Below are 20,455 nucleotides of genomic sequence, written 5' to 3'. Positions count from 1 at the left end.
CAGGGGCGTTACTGCCTGCCGGGGCTGGCGGATCAGGCTCGGGTCTCGATCTTCACGAACGGGGAGAGGGTGTTGGAGCCCTTGCGGGGGGTGATCGCGGACTTGATCCACGGGGTGCCGTCGACGCGCTCGATGACACGCATCGCGGTCTTGTCGTTGCCGAACTTGAACTCGGTCGACGTCGCCGACTGCATGGCCTGCCGGTCACCGATCAGGTAGTAGCCGAAGTCGACGAGGTTGATGTCGCCCGCGGTGCCGACGGAGGAGACCTTCTCGGTCCACACGACGGGACGGCCGAGGATCGTGACCGGGGGTGCGCCGGCGCCGTCGCCGTTGCCGATCCACACGGCGCTGCCGCCGGTGCCGACAGAGAGGGCCATGGTGGCGATCTCGGGGAAGGTGTCGATGTGGGCGACCCAGACCGCGCGGCCGAGGGAGGCCGGGAGCATACGGCTGTAGGCCTTGACGATGTTCTCCCACAGGATGGTGCCCGCGGTCTGGGAGGCCTGCTTGGTCACGGACACGGCGGCGGGGGCGTTGAGGAAGCCGAGGGGCTGGCCGACGCCGTTGCCGTCGATGAACGCGACGTCCTCGAACCAGGCGAGGGCCTCGGGGTACGACTCGTTCATGAACTGTTCGAGGCTGATGATGCTGTCCTGGAACAGCTCGTTCGGGATCTCGCTGTAGAGGGTGAGCTTCTTCGCGATCAGGTCGATGCGGCCGAACGTCGGGGCGCTGTCGGTGAGCGCGCCGCCCTCTTCGGTCCAGTAGCCGACGATCCCGCCGTGGACGCTCGACGCGTTCGACGTGTTGTCGATCATCGGGTACGGGACGCTGAGGCTCTCCATCGGCACGACCCGCGCACGCGAGCGGACGACGGCCATCTCCAGCGCCACGCGCAGGAGTTCGGAGCGCAGGAACTCCGGGATCAAAAATCCACCGTCGGACGGCACCGAACTGCCGAACGCGTTCTGGATCTTCTTGATGTCCGAGCGGGCACTCAGGGACTCCTGCGTGTTCGCGCCCGTCCACGTCTGGGCCAGGTACTCGCCCCAGCCCGTGAACTGCTTGTCGAGCGCAGCACCCGGAGCCTTCGGGTTGTAGTGCTTCGACCGGGCAACAGGCGGCGCGGTGGGGTCGAGGTTGAGCCGGTTGATGCCGTTGAGGAGCTTGTCGTCGCGGAGGATGTCCGCGAACTGCCGCTGCGTCTCCTCCTTGATCTGCGCCTCGATGTTGGGGTCGTGCTTCTGCTGCCCCTTGGCGTAGTCGAGGATGAACCCTTCCAGGGTCTCCTTGTCCTTGACGATGTCCTTCAGCGTCGCGGTGTCGCCGAGCGCGTCGGCGAGTTCGTCGGCGTCGCGCGGGATCGTGGGTGTTGCCACTGGTGCCTCCTTCAGGCTGCCGTCGCCGCGCTGGACGCCGACGTTGTTTCGGTCAGGTGGGCCATGAGGCCAGACCACGGGTCCGGCTGGGTGAGGTGGGCCATGACGCCAGCCCAGTCGTCTTCGGGCACGGTCTCGGGGACCGGCTCGATGCGGGGCTCCTCGACGACCGCGACGGGCTCCGGGGCTGCGGGCTCGACGGGCGGAGGCGCGAAGGCGGCGCGGAGCCGGGCCACGGTCTCCTCGTCGAGGAGAGACTCGATGTCGATCGTGAACCGCGGCGGGTGGTCTGCGTCGACCAGAGGAGCGCCATCGACGATGCCGCCCTTCGCGTATGGCGACGCGATCTCCAGGCCGTCCTGCTTCGGGCCCTGGTAGCCGTATGCGGTGAGGTCGAATGCCTTCCGCATCTCCGGCTCCGGCTCGTCCTCCTTGGGCTCGGTCACCGGCTCGCCGCTCGTGGGGGCCTTCGTCGCCTCATCCGCCAGGCCCGCCTCTACGGCGTCCTCGGGCAGGTACCAGGTCTCCGCACGCATCCGCTCCCGCCACCCCTCGCGGGTGCCGCCCGCGCGGGCCGCGTACGCGTCGGCGATGTTGTCGGAGATGAGGTCGAGGAGTTCGCCCATTTCCTCCATGTCGGAGGCATCGCCCATGCACAGCCCGGACGCGTCGTGGATCATCAGCATCGTGTTCGGGGACATCTCGATGCGGTCCCCGGCCATGGCGATGACGGACGCGATGCTCGCGGCGATCCCGTCGACCTGGACGATTACGTTCGCCGAGTGGGAGCGCAGCGCGTTGGCGATGGCGATGCCCTCGAACACCGACCCGCCAGGGCTGTTGACCCTCACCCGCAGGTTCGGGGAGGTGACCCCGCGCAGGTCGGCGATGAACTGGTCCGCGGTCGCCCCGAACCAGCCGCCGATCTCGTCGTACAGCATCACCTCGGCCTCATCCGGGTCCGCGGCGTTGGTGATGCGGTACCAGGGCTGGGCTTCGATGCCGTGCTGGGCGCGCAGCTTGTCGGCCTGCTCGCGCTGGTTCGCGGCGAAGACGGCAGCCTTGCCGGGCATCACGATGTTCACGGCGCCTCCTCAGCGGGCGGAGTCCAGCCGAGCCGGACCAGGAGATCCTTCGTCGCGTCCGGCAGCCACGCCTTGACCTCGGCCTCTGTGGACAGGTCCTCGACGAGGATGTCGAGCCGGGCCGACGCAACGTGCGCGCTTTCGATGTTCAGCGACAGGCCCTTCAGAGCTGAAGCGACGTCATGGCCGCCGAGCTCAACGGCCCACCCGGCTTCCCTGTCGGGCCTGCTGATCCGCAGCTTGCGCGGCTGGTCGGCGCTCACTCGTCGTCTCCCGTCTTCCGCCGCTTTACGACCTTGCAGCGGCAGTCGTTGCCGTGCTCGGCCCCCACGCACTTCACGTAGCCCCGGCCCCCGGGGTAGTCCTTGTACGCGGCGGCCCGGTTCCGGTAGACCGTGCCGTCGTTGTCGGCGCACGGCTGGCATGTGTTCTCATCGATGTGCGCGACGGCTTCCCAGCGCATCGCCGCCTCGACGTCCTCGCCGGTCAGTCCGGCGATCGCCTCGGTCCACGCGTCGGCCGGTTCGCCTTCAACCGGCTCACCCTCGGCCGGCGGCTCCCCGTCCGGCGCGGGCCCGGGAGCCTTAGTCGGCGGGAACGCAGGCGCAGGCTTCGACGGGGCCGGAACCCCCAACGGCAGGTTCGCGCCGGCCCGGTTGAGGATCTCCCGCGCTTCATCCCATGTGATGCATACGTCGACGCCCAGATAGATCGACTGGATCATGTCGCCGAGCTCGCGCGGACTGATCGACCCGTCGCCGCCGACCGCAGGCGAGGCGTCCATCTCCGGCAGGCCGACCGCCGAAAGGATTCCGTCGGGCGCCCACATGCCGGTCTCCGCGAGCGCCTTCGCCGCGTTCGCCCGCGCGGTCAGCTGCAGCGCCTCGACCTCCGGGTCCGGGGCAGTCGGCGGCTCGTAGTCGAACTCCAGCCCCTGCGCGGTCGCCCCGTACATCGGGAGCAGCTCGAAGTTCAAGGCGCCCTTGATGCGCTCCAGGCGGGGCACCGTCTGCTGCTCCGCGAACCACGACTTCGCCGCCAACGCGCTCGCACGGTTGATGTCCTCGAAGTCGCCGATGGCCGTCTTGCTGATGCGGTACGCCTCACGCACCGCGTCCCGGGTCGCGCCCCGCAGTTCCACGAACTGCATGTCGCGCTGGCTGATGGTGCGGTCGGCCCACTTCGCCCCGTGCTCGATGATCGCCACGCGGTGCGCATTGTTGACGCCCTTGTGCTGCTCAGCCCACCGGTCCCGCATCTCGTTGAACTCGTTGTCCTGCAGATGCACCGGGACCTCGATGATCCCGCCGGGCTGCGCGCTGTTGAGGAAGAACGCGCGCGCCCACTCCGCCGCATACCTGGAGGTGTCCAGGTCGGGCAGGATCGACAGCACCGGCGACAGGCCGCGGTACGGGTCCAACGGGTTCGGCCGGCGCAGCTGGATGACCTCGTCCAGGCCGAGGGGGATCTGCTCGCCGTCAGGGCTGGTGTAGACGTAGCCCTGCAGGAACTTGTCGCGGTCGGGGACCGGGGCCATGCGGTCGGGCCGGACGGGCCACATCTCCAGCGGCAGCTTGATGCCGGGGACGCGGGCGATGACCCACCAGGCCTCGCCGGTGAGGTCGAAGTGCTGCTGCTGCGCCTCGACGAACTCCTGCCGTGGCATGAACGGGTTGGGCTTGTTCCACAGGTCGAGGGCCGCGTGCGAGGTGACCTCTACGCGGTCTTCTTTGCGGCCGGACTTGGCCTTGCGCCACAGCTTCCACTCGACGAGGGCGGTCGCGTTCGAGGTGCAGTCGACGATCGCGAAGAGCGTCCCGGTTGCGGACATGGCCCGCATCTGGCCTTCGGCGCTGCGGTTGCTGCCGAAGAGGCCGCGTCCGTAGGACTGCGAGCGGGAGGCGAAGGGGACGGGGGTGGCCGTGGTTGCGCGGTTGAGGATCGCGCCGAGGAGGGTTCTGGCCACCTACCCCTCCGTTCACGTGCCGTAGAACCGCCAGTTCAGGACGAGGCAGCCGACGCCGAGCGCGGCCACTCCGGCCGCCACGTTGAAGAACAGAGTGGCGGAACCCGACAACAGAATAACCCCAGACGTGTCAAGCACAACCGGCATAGCCCTATTCAATCTCTGCATCCACCTGCGCACAGGCACCTTCTTCACGTTCATAGCCGTCCCGTCGAGGTCGGAGCGTCTTTGTATGAGTCCCACAAGCTAGTCAGTTCAGCCAGCGCACACTGGGCCGCGCACCCAGATCCTTCTCGGCGACCATGTACCGCATCGTGTCCATGCCGTGGTCGTCCTTCTTCAGCGGCTCTTCCTTCAGCCCGCCGGCGTTCCCCGGCTTCACCGCCCACACGTAGCCCGCCACCTCCTCCGTCGAGCAGGCAGGGAGCGACGCTGCCTCCAGCTCCGGGTCCCGCTCCACGAGCGCGCCGCGGGCGATGAACAGGCGCGGCTTGCCGTCCGGCTGCACCTTCAGCCGCGACTGCACCGCCTGGATGCCGTCGGACACTGTCTTCTTCGCCGCGGATGTCGACAGGCCCAAGTGCCGCTCCAGCGTGGCCCGGTCCTCTGCGTCGTGGTCGCAGATGATCGCGCGCGGCACCTGCCCGCGCGGCTGCCCGGACGGGTAGAACAGCACCTCCTTGATCTGCTTGGCGTGGTCCTCGACGAGGCGCCGGGTGAAGTAGATCTCGTTCGCCAGATACAGGCGGCCGTCCGGGTCCTCCCACCAGTCCTGGTAGACGAACGGATTCGTGTACCCGAAGTCGACCGCCCCCCAGCGGGTCCAGGCGGCGGTGTGCGGCACCTTGTCGACCAGGTGGACGACGTCGTCCCACGCCTCGTAGATCTGCCCCTCCGCGGCCGCCCACTTCCCGTCCTTGAGCCGCAGCCGCCGGACGCCGGTGAGGTTGTCGAGCTTGTTGAAGTAGTCGACGCCCTTCGGGGTGAGGGTGCCGTCGGCGTTCACGTAGGCCGGGTTGTCCTTGTGGCGGGAGACGAGCATCTTCGCGGTGCCGTCCTCGGTGCGCTGCTTCAGCCAGTGCGTCGGATGCGACGGGTTGCAGGCGGCGATCTGCTGCTGCCAGGACAGGACACCGTTACGGAGGCGGGTGCTGATGGACTCCCAGTCGGTCTTCGTGAGCTCGGTGGCCTCGTCGACGAACACGAGATCGTACTCCGAAGACATGATCTTCTCGGGCTTGTCGAGGCCACCGACGACGATCACGGAGCCGTTGGAGTACCGGTAGCAGGCAGCCTCGCGGGCCGAGCCGCCGTACCAGGAGACGATGCCACGGGCGAGCGCATCCTCGGCGACCTTCTTCTCGTACGTGACGAGGGTGGTCGAGGTGAGGGACACGCCGGTCTTACGGGCGATGAGGCAACGGATGCCGGGGTTGTGAAGCGCGGCGAGGTGGACGCGGAAGAGGCAGGCGAGGGACTTGCCTGTACCTGCCGGCCCGGCGATGACGACCTCGGAGCTGCGCTCCTTGAACAACTCGCGGGCGGCGCCGCGGGGTTCGTATCGGACGACAGCGCCGGGGGCGGCCGTCGTCACGTGAGGTCTTCCGGATCGACGCCCACGACCTCGTAGCGGACACCGCCCGACACGTTCACCTTCGTCGGCTGGTCCAGCCCGGTCAGCTTCCGGAACGACTCCAGCGTGGCCCGGGCTTCGCGGAGCGCGGCGAGCTTGGGCCCGGAGTCGATGAGGGGCTTCTCCTCGCCGGTCTCCGGGTCGAGCATGGTGATGACCTTGCCGTGGGAGACGACGACGTGGTCGCGCTCCGAGACCTCGACGGCTTCCTCAAAGAGGGTCTCCAGGCGCTCCATGTGGAGGGCGAGGAGCTTCTCGGCCGGCCCTTGGACGATTTCGCGGAGGGCGCGGCGGACGCCTTGGCGGGCGTTGGTCTTGTCGCTGTAGCCGAGTTCGTTGGCGATGGCTTGGAAGGTCCAGCCTTCGGCGCGGAGGTCTGCTGCTTGGGCGTCGCGTCGTGCGGTTTCGGGTGTGCGGATGTATTGGCCTCGTCCGTCGCGACTGCGGTCGGGGCGGGCGTTGGGGTCGGTCATGGTGCCCGCCTCTCGCGTGTTACCTGCTGCTTGTGGTCTGATGGTAACGGCGGCGTGCAACTGGTGGACGGTGTGTACGCAGCGAAGGCCCGTCCTGGCTGGGCGTCCAGGGCGGGCCTTCGTCATGCGTGGGGTCAGGCGGAGAGAGTTCCGGCGATCCGGTCTGCCTCCTCCTGGAGAGTGGGCAGTACGTCGGTGATGGCTTCACTGGTGACGTCATCGCCGAGCCAGTCGCGGACTTCTTCGAGGGTCGCGATCACCATCGCGGATGCCACGAGGGCACCGGCCCAGACGTCGACGGTTGCCGTGCCGTCGTCCTCGTCGACTGCGATGTACAGGACCGGCTTTTCGTGGGGAGCGTCGAGGAGCTTCTGAACGTCGGCGTTCGTGACGTTGGCGGCGTGGGTCATGGGTTCCCTTTCCATGGGTGGCTGTTGTCTGGTCTACCGGATGGTGGGGGGTGCCCGCCGGGGTTCAGGCCGCGAGCAAGAGCCGCGCGGCGAGCTGGTGGTAGCAGCGCGAGCCCTTGACCCCGGCGGGGCAGGAGCAGGCGGTGGGGGCGGTCTTGTAGGTCTCGGTGCCGTCGGTGCTGACGGCGATGAACACGAGGTTGCGGAGGGGGAGGATCGCGCCGTCTTCGATCAACTCGCGGGCCGACTGGATCTGGTGGGGCTTGTAGTCGGTGAGGTCGACGGGGGCGTTGCGGATGTGGCGGGCGCAGGTGGGGCCGTAGCCGGTGGCCATGCTCTTGGCGCTGGTGAGGGTGCGGCCGCAGCGGAGGCAGTTGGTGTGGTGGTGGGTGGTGGCTGCGGCGTTCATGTGGTTCCCCCTCGTTCGCTTCCTTGTGGCCACAAAGCTACGCGTCTTGTGGCCACAAGGCAAGAGGTTTGGTTCACTCGTTTGTGGCCACAATCTCGGATACTCTGGTCCCATGGAACCCACCACCGAGACCGACACCGAATACGACCCCCAGCGGAAGTTCCGCGCCCCCGACGACGAATGGGTCCCGTTCGAAGCGGCCACCCGCGCCATGCACCCAGAGGGTCGCAGCCCACGCGGCCGGGTCATCCGCGAGTTCATCCGCTGGTACATGCGGCGTCCCGGCGCCAAGCTCCCCGAGCGCCCTGCGGTCGGGCCGTGGTCGCGGAGCAGCGTCGCGTGTGGCGCGCCCAACTACGACGACCGGTGCGAGCTGCCTACCGGGCACGAGGGCCGCCACAAGGACGGCAATATGAGCTGGCCGCAGGGCGTGAAGCGCCCGGTCAACCCGGCACGCGGTGAGGAGCAGACCGCATGAGCGAGTTCACCGACAGCACCATCAGCCGCTACCTCGACCAGCAGCCCGGAATGCGCGACGCACTCCTCACAGACCCCATGCAGCACATGCAGGCCGAGGCGCTACGGCAGACGCTGAACATGGTCGAGCGTGCGCTGATCGACGAGGGGATGCCGGACGACGTCCGACGCCGGGTGGTGAACCGGGTCGTCTGGGGTGAGCCCGAGGGACGCGTCGACGTGCACGCAAGGATGCGCGACTCGGAGAAGCTGCGCCGTGAGCGCGACCTGCTGCTCACCACGTTCGACCCATCAGAGTTCGGGCGCCCGGACAACCCGGTGTTCAACGAACTGGCAGAGGGCTCCCCCGTCCGGGACGACCTGTCCCCCGAGGAGCGTCCGGTGAGCAGCGAGGAGACGAGCACATGAGCGAATCGCCAGCCATCCCCGACCCGCCAGACGACGACAAGGTCGGCCTCTTCTACCGGGCGTCGAACGGCTGGGACTACGCCAACCTCGCCATCCCGCCCGAGGACACGATCACCGACCCGCGCGAGCGGGAGATGTGCCGGACGCTGCTCGTGCGGGCGCTGGCTCTGCTGGACGCGGGACCGGTACGCCCGGGCGAGGAGCCGACGTGAGCGACGTCGACTGCCCGCACTGCCACGCCACGTTCGACACCATGGACGTCCGCGTCATCGTCGGCCGCCCCGACGGGAACGCGGTCGCGATCAAGCACACGAAGGACTGCGTCGACTACCCCGGAGACGCCGCGCGCTCAGACGAGGAGCCGACCACGTGACCTACAACTTCCGCGCCCGCGAGCGCGCCCGCCAACAGCAACGCGACGCCGACGACCGCCGCATGCGCCGCATGTTCTGGACGGGCCTCACCGTCGCCGCGATCGCGTGCTGCATCGTCGCGCTGCTCGTGGGCCCGGACTCGTGGCTCGGGTGGGCGGCGGTCATCGTGACGGCCCCGGCCGCAGCCGCTGGCGTCGCGGTCGCGTTCATGGCGCAGGACCGGATGGCAGCGCGCCGCTGACCCTCCGCATGACGAAGGCCCCGCCGGGAAACCAGCGGGGCCACTCCATGCCCACCGTCAGCCGATGCTCCCGTTGATCGACCCGTCATCCGAGTAATCCAACAGGTCCCGATCCTCCTTCGACATGTCATCGAACGTCTTCTGCATGATCCACCCCATGTGGAGGGTGTCGTAATCCTCCTGCGACAGCGGCTCACACGCGTCAGGCCGGTTCGTCTTCGTCGCCGACGAGGTGAGGGCTTTCTCGCAGGCGGCGACATGCTCGTCGTAGGTGGTGCGCGCAAACGCCCACACCGTCGCACCAACACCGGCGGCGACGACGAGAGCGATGACGATGAGCACAGGCCGGTTGCGTCTCCGCGCCGGCGGCGGGGCGGGCGGCGTGCTGTCGGGCTGGGGCGGGTACGGCTGATCCATGGTTCCCCCCGGAACGTAGATGAGGCCCCGGAGCGTAACGCCCGCCACCGACAACGGGGCGGGAACAGGCGAAAGCCCCACCGGCGGGGGTAGAACCGGCAGGGCCTTCAGGGGGGGCTTTCAGTGTGGCAGGCGCGTCAACTCGACCTCAGTCGACGGGCACCCATTGGGTGACGGTGACCTCCTCCTCCTCAACCTCGACGCCCTCGACGGTGTCGCCGTACCAGCCGTAGTTGGGCGGGCCGTCGCCTCCGACCTCGAAGTCACCGACGTCGAGACGGCCTTCGTAGCCGACGGCATAGGTCTTGCCGTCGTCAGGGGCACGGAAGATCACCCGGCGTTGCGCCGAGTACTTCAGCGTCGTGACGAACTCGTCGGCGATGAGATGGTCGGAGTACATGAGGTCGTCGTGGGTGTCGGGCGGAATCCCGAGCGCGGCGAGTTCGGCGGGGGTGAAGTGTCGGGTTGGCATGGGTTCAGTTTCCCTGCTTCGGTGTGCCGGGGACGGGCTTCTTGGCCTTCGGGTAGTAGCCGCCGCGGCGTGCCGAGTATTCGGTCACCTGCTTCTCACCTTCCGGGACTCGGTTGGGGTCGCGGGTCGGCCAGTTCTTGGGCAGCGCCATGATGGTGCTCCTGTCTCGTGAATGCGGGATGGGGAACCGGGGCGTGGCCGCGCTCTCTTGGCGGATGGAGCGGCCCGCCCCGGGGTCTAGGTGCGCGCTCGGCGCAGTACGTGCCAGCGGCTGGGGTGCCCCTCGTCCTTGATGATCGACATCCCCTCTCGGGCCCCCTCCTCGCCGCTGTTGTTGCTGTTGTTGTTGCTGGTCAACACCCTTTCCGGGGCGCCGTCCTGCGTAGGAGAGGGGAGGGCCGGGAAGTGGCTGCTCTTCACGCCCGGGGACACGGCCACCGGGCGCCCCTTCATCCGCACCCCGTCCGAGATGGTGATGCGGGCCTCCCTCAGCCCCTCCCGGACGGCCTCGTTGGAGGCGTCCAGAGCCTCAGCGAGAGCACTGACATGGGCGTGCGGGGCACCGATCGCATGGAGGGCCTGAGTGAGCTCCAGCGGGGTGGGGAGCGGGGGCTCCTCGGGCGAGGCCAGGCCGGCCGCCGGGAAGACCGTGGGGTCGGGTGCGCGGAGGCCGAGGGCGATCGCGGTGAGCACCCATCCGGCGGCCGCGGTGTAGACGATGTTCGTGGTCCAGGGGAGCCCCTTCGTGACGCCCGCGACCATGATGATGATGATCAGTTTGAGGGTGACTCCCCCGGCGATCCACGCAGCGATAGCGCGGCAGATGACCGTGGACCCAACCCAGACGGCAACCCAGACGCGCATCTCAGCCGCCGATCATCATCAGGATCGCGGCGCCCAACTCGGACGGGATCGCCCACACTGTGCCGTCCCCGGCGGCCGGCCACACGATCCCTGCGATCAAGCCGAGGATCGCTCCGCGTAGCGGGCTCATCTTCCAGCACAGCATCAGGAAGAGCAGGATCAGCGCGACCGCGCCGAGGCCCACGTTGCCGAAGGGGCCCGAGCCGGTGCCGACACCGAGCCCGGTCAGCCCTTGGCTGGTGATCTGCTCGGGGTTCGCCCAGATCGATCCTGCTGCGGAGAACGCGGTGGAGGCGACGAATCCGCAGATCAGCGCCGGGTTGTCCTTCAGCCGGACTCGCCCTTCGCCTTTCACACCGAGGACGAGGAGGACGGTCAGGGCGAGTGAGATGCCTCCGGCGCCGAGCGCTCCGAGGGCTGCGCCTTCGGCTGCTGCGAGGTACATCGGGGGTCTCCTAGATGAGGGCGTTGGGCGCGTGCAGCGCGGTGGCGAGGAGTGCGGTCGACATGGGGATGCGGCACACCCACGCCATGTGCGGGCGCAGCCGGGACGGCAGGAACCGGCCGAAGCGCTCGGTGGCGAACTCGGCGCCGAACCAGCCGAACCCGGCCAGACACAGACCGGTGGCCGGGGCCCCGGGGCCGAGGGTGTCGAGGAACGCCGCCATGGAGTGGTAGAGGCCGAACGTGTAGCCGACGCCCGCGCCGGCGCCGTGGACGAGGAACCAGCGGCGGGCGCGGGCGCGGCGTTCCTGGGTTCGGGTGTCGACGGGTTCGGGTGTGGCGGGCGGAGTGAAGGTGATGTTCCAGCCCGGGGGCATGGGGGGTGTCGGCTCCGGGTCCGTCGGCTCGTCGGCGGGGGGCTTGCCGACGGACCACCAGCGCGGCTGCTCGTCCGGGTCCGGGGCGGTCATGGTGGTCCTTCGCAGGTCGTGGGAGTGGCCGAAGGGGCGGGCGTTGAGGGCGCGGAGGAACGCGCGGATGCGCAGCTCGTCGCCGCCCTGGCCGGTCATGAGGCAGTGCGCTCGATGCGGGTCCGTGTCCGGCGGATGGTGTCGGCTGACACGTCCTGTCCGTGGATCTTCCGGACGTAGGACATGACCGCGTCCTTGTCCGTGATCCCGGATGCGAGGGCTGTCCGGATGCTGTCCGCGACGGTCTGTCCGGGCGGGGCGATCGGCCGGACTCGGCGGACAGGAGGACGCGTTGACCTGCTGTCCGCCATGTCCGGACGGTTGTCCGTGTCCGGGCCGAGGATGGTCCGGACGGTGTCCGTGTCCGTGTCGATCCGGGCGGCGGACAGGTGCTCGACGATGTCCTCGGCGGACGCGTCCGGGAAGGTGGTCGCGGCGGCGAGGACAGCGGAGCGGACAGTGCTGTCCATCCGCTTGTCCCGTCCGGCCGTGGTGTCCGGAGCGGTGATCCGGTGTCCGGTCTGGACGGGGTCGAGCAGTTCGAGGCGGACACCCACGGCCGCGCGCAGCGTCGTCCAGGACCGGCCCGGGTACATGATCCAGCCGAGGAACGGGATGTGCGGAAGGCGCTCGGCGATGAGGCCGCGGTCGGCTCGCTGCTCGTCGCGGATGTCCCGGCGGTGGAGTTCGAAGAGGAGCTCCACGCCGGCCGACAACGATGCGAACCCGGCGGCGGCGGGGAGTCCGCCGAGTTGCTGGCCGTGGTGCCAGTTGAGGATTCCGGCGACGGTGACGAACATCAGGATCGCGAGGCGGGACAGGCCGGCGGGGGTGCCGCGTTCGACGGCGCGTCTGGCGTAGGTGGCGCAGATGAGTCCGGCTGCGTCGAACATCACGGAGAGGGCGATGGCGAGGAGCCAGGGCATGCCCCATTGGTGGAGTTGTCCGGAGAGGGACCAGGCGGCGGCTGCGAGGAGCATGCCGAGGACGAGGCCCCAGGCGAGGCGGATGGGTTGGGAGAGTCGGCGGCCGTTGCCGGTGGTCTTCACGGTGGGCTCCGGTGTCGTGAAGTGGGACCGCCCTCCCGCGGGGGGATTGTCGCGGGAGGGCGGCCGATCGGGGTGGTTACCAGGGCCAGCGGGCGCCGTTGCCGCGGTCGAGTTCGGCGCGGTGGCGGGTTCCTCGTCCGGCGGTCTTGCGGTCCTGCTAGGCCTGTTTGCGTGCGGCCTTGTCCCGTTCGGCGGTCGAGGGGTTCGACGCGTAGGGGTTGGCGGCCTTCAGCTTCCGGTTGAGGAGGAAGCCCATCAGCGGGCGCCTGCCGTTCCGCTGCCGTTGCAGGTGTCACAGGTCTTCCAGTTTTGGCGGACGATGCCGTTGCTGCTGGTGTCGACGGTGCGGCCTCCGTCGCCGTTGCATCCGGTGCAGGTGCGGGGGGTGGGCTGTTGGGGCGGGCGATCGGTACGGTGTCTCACAGTCATTTCTCCTGGTTGCTCAGGGGATCTGGCTGGCCCGGCAGGAGGGTGAGATCTCCTGCCGGGCCGTTTCTCATTGGTGAGCAGCGTGGGCTGCCTGATGCCGAGCGTACGGGATATCCCGTACAGTGGCAACGCAGCCCGCCCAGGGAAGGGACGGGGCATGGAGAAGGAGGTGCAGCGCGTGCTGGACGCTCTCGCAGGTCTCTCCGAGATCGACGACCCGAAGACGCGCGCGCTCGCTGTCGCGAGGGTGCTGAAGGAGTGGCCGGAGCACAGCAAAGCGCTGCGGGAGGTTCGGCGGCAGGCCGTGTTGGAGCTGCTGGAGCCTGAGGACGCCTCCGTCCGGAAGATCGCCAAGGAGTTGGGCGTGTCGCCGACGACCATTCAGGACCTGACGGCGGGCTACTCGCGGTCGGGGAAGGACCGCGCGAAGACTGCGGCAGCGGAGGAGTCAGGCGATGGATGAGCTGGTGCGGTGGCTCGGCGAGCAGCTCGACGAGGACAAGCGGCTCGCGCTCGGTGCGACATGGCACGAGGACGCGGGCAGATGGACAGCCGAGGCCTCGCCGTACGGCGTGGAGCGACGGCAGCAACGCGGTCAAGGTCCGCGCTGGCTTATCGGCGACTCGATGGACGACGGCGTCATCACCGATGTCGATCCTCAGGCGTCGGAGACTGAGGGTGTGGCGCGGCATATTGCGGAGTGGGATCCGGCTCGGGTGCTGCGGGAGATCGACGCCAAGCGGCAGGTCGTGGATCGGTACGCGTGGCTGCGCGAGCACGGCGACACGGGCGGCACCGCGTGGGTCCTCAAGCTGCTCGCGCTGCCCTACGCGGACCGGCCCGGCTACCTGGAGTCGTGGCGCCCGTAGCCGCTCATGACAAAGCCCTCCCGGTAGCAGTTCGGGAGGGCTTCGTCGTGTAGCAGTGCTGCTCCTACCGCGCCCGCAAGAACGGTGGACAGCAGGATGAGCGTAACGGCCGGGTGTGACAACGCGGCGGCGCCCGCTCCGTCCAGGTCAGGAGAGCGGGCGCTGCCCGGTGTGGGTGGGGTCCCGTTCCAGCCACACCAGGCACGCGCAGGATGGCACGGAGGGTCAGGCTGGTGGGCCGGCCTGCCAGTTGGGGCCGCGTAGTGCGGCCGGCACTTCCATGCCCATGCGGATCAGCGACTCGGCCATGCCGTCGACGAGCGCGTTCGGGATGAGGAACCCGCGCCCGCCATCGGGCCGCTCGGGCTGTGACGGCGTCTCGGGCTGGTCGAGGGTGGCGAGGATCTCGTCGGTGATGCCGTGGGCGTGGGCGAGATCGAGGAGTTCGGGACAGTCGTTGAGGTTGTCGACGACGGAGAGTTCGTTGTAGCCGGAGCGTCCGCAGCCTTCGCAGCAGGGCGCCCAGGTTTCGGAGGGGTCGAGGCGGTGGCGGTTGAGGATGCGGCGGTCGGCCTCGCAGCGGCGCAGCACGGCGGCCGGGTCGTTGGCCACGATGTGCTGCGCCATGGCCAGGCCGTCGTAGGAGCCGTTCCACCGGCGGCCGATCTTCCGCTTCAGGCTGGGGTGCGGCTCGTCGACGATGAGGATCCGGCCGTCGGTGTGTTCGTCGCCGTCTCGGAACGACCAGGCCGGTGCGGGCGGGTGGCAGCCGCAGAGTTCGGCAGCCACGCGTGCGAGGCGTTCGCGTTCGTTGATCTGTTGGGTGATCCAGCCGTGCAGGTCAGGCACTGGTCCCCTCCTCGCTCCACTGGGGATCGCGGATCGCATGCACCAGCACCGCAGAGCCGAACTGCTCCGGCAGCCGGAACTTCGCCCGCGGGTACGTGCGGTACCGCTCCAGACTGAACGTGCACACAGCGTCCGTGCCACGCCTTTCCGGGTCGGGCTCGTAGCGGACGGGCCGGCGGGCTACGAGGCGTCGGGCGTACCAGCGGTGGGCGTGGCGCTTCTTCCACATCTGCCAGGTGGAGGTGGGGATCTCGTAGGTGACGTGCTGGCGGGCGGTGAACGTCTCGGGTGGCAGTTCGTCGGCGAGGATCTTCGCCTGGAAGCGGACGGCGAACTGGCCGAAGAACGATTGCTGCACGGCCACGTCGACATCAAGGAGGAAGTCTTCGTCGACGGTGAACTGCTGCGCGTACCGCTTGAACCTGAGAGCGACGGCTTCGGTGTCCGCGGTCGGGTCAAACACTGGGCTGCTCCTTCACGGTGATGTCGAGCTCGTCCCGCAGCCTACGCAGCCGCTCCCACGGCCAGCAGCGGAAACCGCGCTCTGCCGTCACACCCCGGACCGCCTCGTCGTCGGACTGATAGGCCGCAGCAAGTAGGCGCAGCCACTCAACATCAACCCACTCGGTTCTGCTGTGGGTGCCGCACCGGTAGGCGCCTTCGCGGGCCGGGTAGGTGGACGGGCAGCCGAGCTCGATGAGGGCGCCGGAGTGGCGGGCGATGAGCAGGTCGCAGTTTGCGTGGTTGTCGGTGTCGTCGCGTACGGCGGCTTCGGCTTCTTCGGGTCTGTTGTGGCCGAGACCGGTGACGGTGAGGGCTGGGTCGTGGCTGAGGCAGAGGATGTGGTAGTTGCTGCTCACGGCTGGGGCTCCTCGTCTGCCGGGTGCGACTCGGTCACCGGGTGCGCGGTCTGATTGTTGCCGTGCACGGCTAGCCATCGCGCCCGGATTTCCTCCTCGTCGACCTCGCTCAACTTCGCGGTGGGTACTGGCCGCCAGTCCTCCACCAACTCCAGCAGCAGAGCCGCCGACCCAGCGTCGTAGCCGGTCACCCGGTACAGGACTTGGTCGGCGATGTTGACCATGTTGGGGCTCTGCAGGGTGGCGCCCCAGTCGTGGCCGGCGAGGACGTCGAGGGCCATGCGTGCGCGGGCTGGTGCGGTGTTGACGATGAGGCCGTAGCCGAGGTGGCGGGTGAGGACGATCTCGCCGGGGCCGGGGCACTGGTGCTTGCTGTGGTCGCGGATGTCGGGTTCGAGGCAGGTGGCGCAGACGCTCACGGCTGGTCCTGTCCGTTGAGGGCTTCGATGGTTGGGCACGGCCATGCCACGTGCCGGTCGTTGGTCGAGCACCAGGCGCACGCCTCGTACTCCTGGACGTGCAGGGCTCGCACCCGTTTGATGCGGGCGGACGCGGCGGCGTGCATCTCTGCGAGCTGGAGTTCGTCGAACGCGACGAGGAGCGCTTCGGCTGCGGGGGTGGGGCTGGCCATCAGTGCTGCTCCTCGCTGGGTTGTGGGTGGCGGGTCTTCTCGTGGACTTCCGCGGCGGCGACGAGGTGCGCGATCGAGGGTACGAAGTCGTCGGTCTGCCAGGTGGCGACGTCGCCGGTGCCGATGACGTTGTTGCTGCAGAGGTCGCAGGTGAGGGCGACGGTTGGGTGGCTGCCGGTTGGGTCGTCTCCGGTGACGCTGTACTCGCCGAGGTTGATCACGGTTGCTGCTCCTCGTCGTGTTCGTCGCGCATGTGGCCGGCCATCTGCTCGCGTGGGATGAGTGCCGGTGATCCTTCGCAGCGGGGGCACGGGTCACGCACGACGGGGGCGGGGTCGTCGCGCAGGGCCTGCCCGTTCTGCCGGATCACGTCGGCGAGGTCGGCGTGCGAGTACGGGTCGTCGTCGTCCATGAACCCCGCATCGCACAGAGCACGGCGGATCCCGTCCAGCTGATGCTCCTTCGCACGCCGTGCCTTGTGTGCGAGGCGCAGCTTCTGCTGCAGCTTGCCGACCATCTCTGGGGCGTCCGCTACGAACTTGGCCTTGGCTACGCGAACGAGGGCGGTGAGGGCTTCCTGGCCTTCGGGGCTGAGGTCGCTGGTGCCGCGAACGCGGATGGTTTCTCCGTCGATGTCGACGGGGCGGCAGGTGTCGGGTTCGGGCTGGTCGGTCATCGGTTCCTCCGTGCTCGGCGTGCGAGGGCGCGTCGTGTGGCCCGGTTGGGCGGTGCGGGGTCGGGTGCGTCGTCGTCGACCACGGTTTCGGTGGCGACGAGTTGCTGCTCCCAGGTGATGCCGGGTTTCCCTGCCCGCTCGGCGCGTGGGGTGGACGACGGGGCGGTCACGGCTGGTCATCCGTCGTGTCGTTGAGGCGGGCGCGCACCCACTCGGCGTCGGATTCGGCGACGTGCGCGCCAGCGCTGCGGGCGACGATGATCTGCATCGGTTGCCCGTCACCGTCCCGCTCGGTCCCGACGTAGGCGCCCCATGTCTGCCCGTGGTCGGGCGGGGTGTGGCCGTCAGGGCAGTGGGGGCAGCCATCCGCCATCTGGTAGCGCGGATTCTGTTCGACGGCGCGGAGCACGGTGAGCGGGTCGTCGGCGGCCTGCGGGTCGATGCGGTCGGCGGAGGCCCGGTAGTAGATGCGGGTGAGGCCGGACTTGTCGCCGGTGGCTGCGTCGTTGCGGAGCTGTTCGGCGAGGTAGTGGGCGTGCTGGCGCAGGATTTCCGTGGCTGCGTGTTCGGCTTTCTCTGGGGTGTGGGCGACGGAGAAGAGTGCGACGAGGGTCGTGTGGGGGTTCATGGCGGGCGTGTTCATGCGGCTTCCTCGTATCCGGGATCGTCTGTGCGGGCGCTGGAGCGTCTGGCGCGGGCGTGTGCGAGGATCCGGGCCTTTCGGCGCCCGCAGGCCCAGGAGGGCCGCTCCAGGCGCTTCCTGACGGCACGCCACACCCACGCGATGCCCGCCGCCACGGCCAGCAGTAGCGCCGACACGGCCATCCCGCCGATGACGATCCACGCGGCGTAAGCGCGGGCGAGGGTGAACGCGGTGTCTATCGCCTCGCCGAGCAGCTCCCCGTTCACGAGGTGTCCTCCGGCGTGTGCTCGGCCTCGACGGCGAACGTGGTGTCGGAGCGGACGAGGCGGTACGCGTGCTCGTGGCCGCCGTTGTCGACCTGGTGCTGGTAGTCCTCGCGGGCCTCGTCGAGGGTGTCGCGGTCGCCGAGCCAGCGGTGCCAGATGCCGCGCCGCTGGGTCTGGATCGTCCACGTGGTGCTCGGCGGGTACGGCGGCTCCGTGTCGTCGCTGATCGCCGGGTACATGTCGGTGATGGCGAGGCAACTGTCGACGACCTCAGCGAGGACGGCGCTGTCCTTCGGATGCTTCTCGCCCTGCGGGTGCATGCGGCCTCGCACGTAGCCCATGACGGCGGCGTCCCGGACGAGGGCGCGTTCCCGGTCGGTGAGCGAGGCGAGGAAGCCAGTGATGGCGTCGGCGCGTTGGGCGTCTCGCTTGGCGAGGTAGGCGAGGTAGGCGGCGGGGAGCTCGGCCATGTCAGGCCTCCTCGTCGGGCTGCTGGTTGATCAGGACGTCCGCGCCGCAGTCCGGGTACGTGCAGATCCCGCCGTCCGGGAGGTCCTCGGAGGTGACCGGGTGGAAGTCGCCGCAGAGGATTGCCGCCCACTCGGGGGCGTGGGTGATGCAGCGCAGGAGTCGGCCGCCGTTGGACTGGTACGCCACAACGTCGGGGTCGGGAGTTGCGGCCTCCTCGTCGGGCTTCGCCACAGCAGCGGGCGTCTCCTCGAAGGTGTGCAGTTCGTGCCCGACGGCCTTCTGGCACTGCTGGCCGTAGTCCTCGAACTCGGCGGCAGGGCACTGCTCGGGCGGCCGGTTCGGGTTCATGAAGCAGGTGTCCGGGTCGACGCCCTCGCAGTTCGGGCACGAGTGCGGCTCCTGCGTGGGCTGTGGCGTCTCGTCGGCCATGCGACGCAGCTTCTCCAGTGCGGCCCGGTCCTCTTCGGTGAACCCGTCACGGAGGGACATCTCCTCGGCGGCCTGATCGAGAGCGAAGGCGAGGAACTGCCGATCGGTGTCGGACAGCACGGCGGCGGTCAGGGCCTGGACGCGGACATCGAGCGCCTCGGCGCGATCACGCATCTCCACCCAGTCCCTGCGGAGGCGGTCCACGTCGCGGCACGACGACTCCAACTCGGCGATGCGGACATGCAGTCCGGCCTGCTCGGCATCCGCGACGGCCAGCAGAGCGGTGACGGCGAACTCCTCGGCGGCCTTCGGGTCGTTCACCTCGTCGAGCAGGCCCCAGCGGCGCAGCACCTGCCCGTACTGCTGCTCCCGCGCGGCCCGGTCTGTGGCAGGCGCAGGCCCGGCAGACTCCGGGTCGTGCAGCCGCGCCTCCTCCGCCAGCCACTCAGGCCAGCCGTCCAGGCCCTCGTCGTAGTGCTGCCCATACGGCTCGCTGTGCGGGACCGCCTGCCCGTCCACGTGGATCCGCCCAACCACGTAGGCGTGCACACGGCCGAGCTGACTGTCAGGCGCGGACCGGTAGGTCAGCATGATCTCGAAGGGCCGGAGGGTGCCGCGCCCGTACTGGTACGGCAGATCGGGCAGTCCGCGGGCGGCGTAGCGGACGGAGTGGGCGAGCGGGATGCGGTCGACGGCGGTCGGGTCGGTGGTCACGGTGTGGCTCCTTGATCGGGGAGAATCGGGCGGCCCGGCAGCCCCGCGGCTCCAACGCGGGGCTGCCGGTTCGTGCGCGGTCACGGGGTGGTGGCGCAGCCCGCGCAGTCGTCGACGTGCCCCGGGTCGGCCGCAACGTCGGCGACCACATGCGTCTCCTCGTCGCCGGTGACGCACTCCAGGAGGCTGTGCAGCCGGTCCCCGGCGGTGGAGACCTTGCTGGCCCAGATCTGGCCGAGGTCGTCGCGGACGGCTTCAGCCTCTTCGGCGGTGAGGGTGACGCGGACGGTGTCGTCGGTTCGGGCGATCTGCATGTGCTGCTCCTGGGTGTGTGCGGGCCGGACGGAACCGGATAGCGGGCGGGTCGGGTCAGCGGCAGCAGCCCGCGTCGCAGTGCGCGGACCAGATCTCGTGCTTCGGGGCATTGGGTTCGTCCGCGACCGCGTGTGTCTCCTCGGCGGGCGGCCACGTTCCGGCGGTGATCTGGTCGTGGCGGGTGGCGAGCAGCCCGCGCAGGACGCTGGCCTTCTTCGCGTACCGGTCGCGGGTGGCTTCGGCTTCGCGGATGGCGGCTTCGATGGCTTCGGGTGCGGCGTGGGTCATGAACCGCGGGGCGATGTAGGTCACGGCGGTGTTTCCTCCAGTAGGTGTGTGGGGCGGACGCTCAGACGGAGGCGGCGGCAGGCGCGACGGTCCTGCCGGGCCGTGTCCTGGATCACGTGGACCGCGATCGCGACAGCCTCTGACCGGCACGGCGTTTCGGCGCGGTCCCTCGCTGGAAGTCATCGCGCGCCAGGCACAGGATGTGGATCAGGTCCAGCAGGAACTGGGCGTCGTGGGACGGTCCGGGGTCCAGGTCGGACAGGAGTCCGTGGATTTCGTCCTCGTCGACCTCGATGTGGATGTGTCGATGTTCGGGCCGGTAGTCGGCGAAGGCTCGGTGCATGTGGGGCTCCTGGGGTGGTTGGCGTGCCCCGGGCCGGATTTGAACCGGCACTTGATCCGCTTTTAAGGCGGGTGCGTCTGCCGTTGCGCGACCGGGGC

At 69.2% G+C, this 20,455-nt stretch carries 37 protein-coding genes and 1 tRNA gene; 7 read left to right on the top strand and 31 right to left on the bottom strand.

Annotation, left to right across the window (positions count from 1 at the left end):
* Window positions 1-32: 32 nt before the first annotated feature.
* The 8 genes from ACZ5VQ_RS17370 to ACZ5VQ_RS17335 all read right to left on the bottom strand — a co-directional run bounded on the left by ACZ5VQ_RS17370 (window position 33) and on the right by ACZ5VQ_RS17335 (window position 7,358).
* Entirely contained in the window at window positions 33-1,382 is a 1,350-nt protein-coding gene (locus ACZ5VQ_RS17370) for a phage major capsid protein (protein WP_469105609.1), read from the bottom strand.
* An 11-nt stretch (window positions 1,383-1,393) separates the two neighbouring features.
* On the bottom strand, window positions 1,394-2,467 hold the full coding sequence (locus ACZ5VQ_RS17365; protein WP_469105608.1) for a head maturation protease, ClpP-related: 1,074 nt from the start codon (window positions 2,465-2,467) through the stop codon (window positions 1,394-1,396).
* The gene (locus ACZ5VQ_RS17360) at window positions 2,464-2,730 is read right to left on the bottom strand and encodes a hypothetical protein (RefSeq protein ID WP_469105607.1); all 267 of its coding nucleotides are present in this window, start codon (window positions 2,728-2,730) and stop codon (window positions 2,464-2,466) included. The genes ACZ5VQ_RS17365 and ACZ5VQ_RS17360 overlap by 4 nt, the downstream gene beginning before the upstream one ends.
* On the bottom strand, window positions 2,727-4,433 hold the full coding sequence (locus tag ACZ5VQ_RS17355) for a phage portal protein (RefSeq protein ID WP_469105606.1): 1,707 nt from the start codon (window positions 4,431-4,433) through the stop codon (window positions 2,727-2,729). The genes ACZ5VQ_RS17360 and ACZ5VQ_RS17355 overlap by 4 nt, the downstream gene beginning before the upstream one ends.
* Before the next feature lie 250 nt (window positions 4,434-4,683).
* Window positions 4,684-6,027, bottom strand: coding sequence for a phage terminase large subunit (locus ACZ5VQ_RS17350; RefSeq protein WP_469105605.1), 1,344 nt, complete (start codon window positions 6,025-6,027; stop codon window positions 4,684-4,686).
* Window positions 6,024-6,539, bottom strand: coding sequence for a hypothetical protein (locus ACZ5VQ_RS17345; RefSeq protein ID WP_469105604.1), 516 nt, complete (start codon window positions 6,537-6,539; stop codon window positions 6,024-6,026). The genes ACZ5VQ_RS17350 and ACZ5VQ_RS17345 overlap by 4 nt, the downstream gene beginning before the upstream one ends.
* 134 nt (window positions 6,540-6,673) lie before the next feature.
* Window positions 6,674-6,949, bottom strand: a complete 276-nt coding sequence (locus ACZ5VQ_RS17340; protein ID WP_469105603.1) for a hypothetical protein — start codon at window positions 6,947-6,949, stop codon at window positions 6,674-6,676.
* A 64-nt stretch (window positions 6,950-7,013) separates the two neighbouring features.
* Window positions 7,014-7,358: a DUF6011 domain-containing protein gene (locus ACZ5VQ_RS17335; RefSeq protein ID WP_469105602.1), complete on the bottom strand. Its 345-nt coding sequence runs from the start codon at window positions 7,356-7,358 to the stop codon at window positions 7,014-7,016.
* Between the two features lie 112 nt (window positions 7,359-7,470).
* On the opposite strand from ACZ5VQ_RS17335, the gene ACZ5VQ_RS17330 reads away from it, so the two are divergent.
* From ACZ5VQ_RS17330 to ACZ5VQ_RS17310, 5 genes are read left to right on the top strand one after another with little or no spacing between them, the layout of a single operon-like run.
* Entirely contained in the window at window positions 7,471-7,836 is a 366-nt protein-coding gene (locus ACZ5VQ_RS17330) for a hypothetical protein (protein WP_469105601.1), read from the top strand.
* Window positions 7,833-8,243, top strand: coding sequence for a hypothetical protein (locus ACZ5VQ_RS17325; protein WP_469105600.1), 411 nt, complete (start codon window positions 7,833-7,835; stop codon window positions 8,241-8,243). The genes ACZ5VQ_RS17330 and ACZ5VQ_RS17325 overlap by 4 nt, the downstream gene beginning before the upstream one ends.
* Complete coding sequence (locus ACZ5VQ_RS17320) at window positions 8,240-8,455, top strand: hypothetical protein (RefSeq protein WP_469105599.1); 216 nt, start codon at window positions 8,240-8,242, stop codon at window positions 8,453-8,455. Before ACZ5VQ_RS17325 ends, ACZ5VQ_RS17320 begins: the two co-directional genes overlap by 4 nt.
* Complete coding sequence (locus ACZ5VQ_RS17315; protein ID WP_469105598.1) at window positions 8,452-8,616, top strand: hypothetical protein; 165 nt, start codon at window positions 8,452-8,454, stop codon at window positions 8,614-8,616. The genes ACZ5VQ_RS17320 and ACZ5VQ_RS17315 overlap by 4 nt, the downstream gene beginning before the upstream one ends.
* Window positions 8,613-8,858, top strand: a complete 246-nt coding sequence (locus tag ACZ5VQ_RS17310; RefSeq protein ID WP_469105597.1) for a hypothetical protein — start codon at window positions 8,613-8,615, stop codon at window positions 8,856-8,858. Before ACZ5VQ_RS17315 ends, ACZ5VQ_RS17310 begins: the two co-directional genes overlap by 4 nt.
* A gap of 57 nt (window positions 8,859-8,915) precedes the next feature.
* Here ACZ5VQ_RS17310 and ACZ5VQ_RS17305 read toward each other — a convergent pair whose 3' ends face one another.
* From ACZ5VQ_RS17305 to ACZ5VQ_RS17275, 7 genes are all read right to left on the bottom strand, one after another.
* Window positions 8,916-9,275, bottom strand: coding sequence for a hypothetical protein (locus ACZ5VQ_RS17305; protein WP_469105596.1), 360 nt, complete (start codon window positions 9,273-9,275; stop codon window positions 8,916-8,918).
* Between the two features lie 148 nt (window positions 9,276-9,423).
* A complete protein-coding gene (locus ACZ5VQ_RS17300) occupies window positions 9,424-9,747 on the bottom strand; it encodes a hypothetical protein (protein ID WP_469105595.1) in 324 nt (107 codons plus the stop codon).
* Between the two features lie 4 nt (window positions 9,748-9,751).
* Entirely contained in the window at window positions 9,752-9,898 is a 147-nt protein-coding gene (locus ACZ5VQ_RS17295; RefSeq protein ID WP_469105594.1) for a hypothetical protein, read from the bottom strand.
* Between the two features lie 86 nt (window positions 9,899-9,984).
* On the bottom strand, window positions 9,985-10,611 hold the full coding sequence (locus ACZ5VQ_RS17290) for a hypothetical protein (protein ID WP_469105593.1): 627 nt from the start codon (window positions 10,609-10,611) through the stop codon (window positions 9,985-9,987).
* 1 nt (window position 10,612) lies between these two features.
* Window positions 10,613-11,056 (bottom strand): hypothetical protein, encoded by a 444-nt coding sequence (locus ACZ5VQ_RS17285; protein ID WP_469105592.1) that lies wholly within the window; start codon window positions 11,054-11,056, stop codon window positions 10,613-10,615.
* Window positions 11,057-11,066: 10 nt separating this feature from the next.
* The gene (locus tag ACZ5VQ_RS17280) at window positions 11,067-11,624 is read right to left on the bottom strand and encodes a hypothetical protein (RefSeq protein ID WP_469105591.1); all 558 of its coding nucleotides are present in this window, start codon (window positions 11,622-11,624) and stop codon (window positions 11,067-11,069) included.
* On the bottom strand, window positions 11,621-12,574 hold the full coding sequence (locus ACZ5VQ_RS17275) for a DUF2637 domain-containing protein (protein WP_469105590.1): 954 nt from the start codon (window positions 12,572-12,574) through the stop codon (window positions 11,621-11,623). The genes ACZ5VQ_RS17280 and ACZ5VQ_RS17275 overlap by 4 nt, the downstream gene beginning before the upstream one ends.
* A gap of 586 nt (window positions 12,575-13,160) precedes the next feature.
* Between ACZ5VQ_RS17275 and ACZ5VQ_RS17270 the strand changes: the two genes are divergently transcribed.
* Together ACZ5VQ_RS17270 and ACZ5VQ_RS17265 are read left to right on the top strand one after the other, a co-directional pair.
* Window positions 13,161-13,466, top strand: coding sequence for a helix-turn-helix domain-containing protein (locus ACZ5VQ_RS17270; protein ID WP_469105589.1), 306 nt, complete (start codon window positions 13,161-13,163; stop codon window positions 13,464-13,466).
* Window positions 13,459-13,872, top strand: coding sequence for a DUF6221 family protein (locus tag ACZ5VQ_RS17265; protein WP_469105588.1), 414 nt, complete (start codon window positions 13,459-13,461; stop codon window positions 13,870-13,872). Before ACZ5VQ_RS17270 ends, ACZ5VQ_RS17265 begins: the two co-directional genes overlap by 8 nt.
* Before the next feature lie 225 nt (window positions 13,873-14,097).
* Here the strand turns inward: ACZ5VQ_RS17265 and ACZ5VQ_RS17260 are convergent, their stop codons facing one another.
* The 16 genes from ACZ5VQ_RS17260 to ACZ5VQ_RS17185 all read right to left on the bottom strand — a co-directional run bounded on the left by ACZ5VQ_RS17260 (window position 14,098) and on the right by ACZ5VQ_RS17185 (window position 20,455).
* A complete protein-coding gene (locus ACZ5VQ_RS17260; RefSeq protein WP_469105587.1) occupies window positions 14,098-14,721 on the bottom strand; it encodes a DUF6221 family protein in 624 nt (207 codons plus the stop codon).
* A complete protein-coding gene (locus ACZ5VQ_RS17255; protein ID WP_469105586.1) occupies window positions 14,714-15,184 on the bottom strand; it encodes a hypothetical protein in 471 nt (156 codons plus the stop codon). Before ACZ5VQ_RS17255 ends, ACZ5VQ_RS17260 begins: the two co-directional genes overlap by 8 nt.
* Complete coding sequence (locus ACZ5VQ_RS17250) at window positions 15,177-15,581, bottom strand: hypothetical protein (RefSeq protein ID WP_469105585.1); 405 nt, start codon at window positions 15,579-15,581, stop codon at window positions 15,177-15,179. The genes ACZ5VQ_RS17255 and ACZ5VQ_RS17250 overlap by 8 nt, the downstream gene beginning before the upstream one ends.
* Entirely contained in the window at window positions 15,578-16,000 is a 423-nt protein-coding gene (locus ACZ5VQ_RS17245; protein WP_469105584.1) for a hypothetical protein, read from the bottom strand. The genes ACZ5VQ_RS17250 and ACZ5VQ_RS17245 overlap by 4 nt, the downstream gene beginning before the upstream one ends.
* On the bottom strand, window positions 15,997-16,212 hold the full coding sequence (locus ACZ5VQ_RS17240; RefSeq protein WP_469105583.1) for a hypothetical protein: 216 nt from the start codon (window positions 16,210-16,212) through the stop codon (window positions 15,997-15,999). Before ACZ5VQ_RS17240 ends, ACZ5VQ_RS17245 begins: the two co-directional genes overlap by 4 nt.
* A complete protein-coding gene (locus ACZ5VQ_RS17235) occupies window positions 16,212-16,433 on the bottom strand; it encodes a hypothetical protein (RefSeq protein ID WP_469105582.1) in 222 nt (73 codons plus the stop codon). The genes ACZ5VQ_RS17240 and ACZ5VQ_RS17235 overlap by 1 nt, the downstream gene beginning before the upstream one ends.
* Window positions 16,430-16,888: a thioredoxin domain-containing protein gene (locus ACZ5VQ_RS17230; RefSeq protein ID WP_469105581.1), complete on the bottom strand. Its 459-nt coding sequence runs from the start codon at window positions 16,886-16,888 to the stop codon at window positions 16,430-16,432. Before ACZ5VQ_RS17230 ends, ACZ5VQ_RS17235 begins: the two co-directional genes overlap by 4 nt.
* On the bottom strand, window positions 16,885-17,058 hold the full coding sequence (locus ACZ5VQ_RS17225; protein ID WP_469105580.1) for a hypothetical protein: 174 nt from the start codon (window positions 17,056-17,058) through the stop codon (window positions 16,885-16,887). The genes ACZ5VQ_RS17230 and ACZ5VQ_RS17225 overlap by 4 nt, the downstream gene beginning before the upstream one ends.
* Window positions 17,055-17,531 carry a hypothetical protein gene (locus tag ACZ5VQ_RS17220; protein WP_469105579.1) on the bottom strand — a complete coding sequence of 159 codons (477 nt, stop codon included), beginning with the start codon at window positions 17,529-17,531 and terminating at the stop codon, window positions 17,055-17,057. Before ACZ5VQ_RS17220 ends, ACZ5VQ_RS17225 begins: the two co-directional genes overlap by 4 nt.
* On the bottom strand, window positions 17,528-17,797 hold the full coding sequence (locus ACZ5VQ_RS17215; RefSeq protein ID WP_469105578.1) for a hypothetical protein: 270 nt from the start codon (window positions 17,795-17,797) through the stop codon (window positions 17,528-17,530). Before ACZ5VQ_RS17215 ends, ACZ5VQ_RS17220 begins: the two co-directional genes overlap by 4 nt.
* On the bottom strand, window positions 17,794-18,267 hold the full coding sequence (locus ACZ5VQ_RS17210) for a hypothetical protein (protein WP_469105577.1): 474 nt from the start codon (window positions 18,265-18,267) through the stop codon (window positions 17,794-17,796). Before ACZ5VQ_RS17210 ends, ACZ5VQ_RS17215 begins: the two co-directional genes overlap by 4 nt.
* A 1-nt stretch (window position 18,268) precedes the next feature.
* Window positions 18,269-19,411: a hypothetical protein gene (locus tag ACZ5VQ_RS17205; RefSeq protein WP_469105576.1), complete on the bottom strand. Its 1,143-nt coding sequence runs from the start codon at window positions 19,409-19,411 to the stop codon at window positions 18,269-18,271.
* A gap of 80 nt (window positions 19,412-19,491) precedes the next feature.
* A complete protein-coding gene (locus ACZ5VQ_RS17200; RefSeq protein WP_469105575.1) occupies window positions 19,492-19,725 on the bottom strand; it encodes a hypothetical protein in 234 nt (77 codons plus the stop codon).
* A gap of 55 nt (window positions 19,726-19,780) precedes the next feature.
* Complete coding sequence (locus tag ACZ5VQ_RS17195; RefSeq protein ID WP_469105574.1) at window positions 19,781-20,038, bottom strand: hypothetical protein; 258 nt, start codon at window positions 20,036-20,038, stop codon at window positions 19,781-19,783.
* 88 nt (window positions 20,039-20,126) lie between these two features.
* Complete coding sequence (locus ACZ5VQ_RS17190) at window positions 20,127-20,357, bottom strand: hypothetical protein (RefSeq protein WP_469105573.1); 231 nt, start codon at window positions 20,355-20,357, stop codon at window positions 20,127-20,129.
* Window positions 20,358-20,381: 24 nt separating this feature from the next.
* Window positions 20,382-20,455, bottom strand: a tRNA-Leu gene (locus ACZ5VQ_RS17185).

It is taken from the genome of Streptomyces sp. NPDC033178 (assembly GCF_055577685.1).
This window is presented reverse-complemented; position numbering and strand designations above follow the sequence as displayed.

Coding starts and splice junctions, on each gene's coding strand:
- ACZ5VQ_RS17345 (WP_469105604.1), bottom strand. CDS start 6,539: ATGACCGACCCCAACGCCCGCCCCGACCGCAGTCGCGACGGACGAGGC.
- ACZ5VQ_RS17340 (WP_469105603.1), bottom strand. CDS start 6,949: ATGACCCACGCCGCCAACGTCACGAACGCCGACGTTCAGAAGCTCCTC.
- ACZ5VQ_RS17335 (WP_469105602.1), bottom strand. CDS start 7,358: ATGAACGCCGCAGCCACCACCCACCACCACACCAACTGCCTCCGCTGC.
- ACZ5VQ_RS17330 (WP_469105601.1), top strand. CDS start 7,471: ATGGAACCCACCACCGAGACCGACACCGAATACGACCCCCAGCGGAAG.
- ACZ5VQ_RS17325 (WP_469105600.1), top strand. CDS start 7,833: ATGAGCGAGTTCACCGACAGCACCATCAGCCGCTACCTCGACCAGCAG.
- ACZ5VQ_RS17320 (WP_469105599.1), top strand. CDS start 8,240: ATGAGCGAATCGCCAGCCATCCCCGACCCGCCAGACGACGACAAGGTC.
- ACZ5VQ_RS17305 (WP_469105596.1), bottom strand. CDS start 9,275: ATGGATCAGCCGTACCCGCCCCAGCCCGACAGCACGCCGCCCGCCCCG.
- ACZ5VQ_RS17300 (WP_469105595.1), bottom strand. CDS start 9,747: ATGCCAACCCGACACTTCACCCCCGCCGAACTCGCCGCGCTCGGGATT.
- ACZ5VQ_RS17295 (WP_469105594.1), bottom strand. CDS start 9,898: ATGGCGCTGCCCAAGAACTGGCCGACCCGCGACCCCAACCGAGTCCCG.
- ACZ5VQ_RS17290 (WP_469105593.1), bottom strand. CDS start 10,611: ATGCGCGTCTGGGTTGCCGTCTGGGTTGGGTCCACGGTCATCTGCCGC.
- ACZ5VQ_RS17285 (WP_469105592.1), bottom strand. CDS start 11,056: ATGTACCTCGCAGCAGCCGAAGGCGCAGCCCTCGGAGCGCTCGGCGCC.
- ACZ5VQ_RS17280 (WP_469105591.1), bottom strand. CDS start 11,624: ATGACCGGCCAGGGCGGCGACGAGCTGCGCATCCGCGCGTTCCTCCGC.
- ACZ5VQ_RS17270 (WP_469105589.1), top strand. CDS start 13,161: ATGGAGAAGGAGGTGCAGCGCGTGCTGGACGCTCTCGCAGGTCTCTCC.
- ACZ5VQ_RS17265 (WP_469105588.1), top strand. CDS start 13,459: ATGGATGAGCTGGTGCGGTGGCTCGGCGAGCAGCTCGACGAGGACAAG.
- ACZ5VQ_RS17240 (WP_469105583.1), bottom strand. CDS start 16,212: ATGGCCAGCCCCACCCCCGCAGCCGAAGCGCTCCTCGTCGCGTTCGAC.
- ACZ5VQ_RS17230 (WP_469105581.1), bottom strand. CDS start 16,888: ATGACCGACCAGCCCGAACCCGACACCTGCCGCCCCGTCGACATCGAC.
- ACZ5VQ_RS17220 (WP_469105579.1), bottom strand. CDS start 17,531: ATGAACACGCCCGCCATGAACCCCCACACGACCCTCGTCGCACTCTTC.
- ACZ5VQ_RS17210 (WP_469105577.1), bottom strand. CDS start 18,267: ATGGCCGAGCTCCCCGCCGCCTACCTCGCCTACCTCGCCAAGCGAGAC.
- ACZ5VQ_RS17200 (WP_469105575.1), bottom strand. CDS start 19,725: ATGCAGATCGCCCGAACCGACGACACCGTCCGCGTCACCCTCACCGCC.
- ACZ5VQ_RS17190 (WP_469105573.1), bottom strand. CDS start 20,357: ATGCACCGAGCCTTCGCCGACTACCGGCCCGAACATCGACACATCCAC.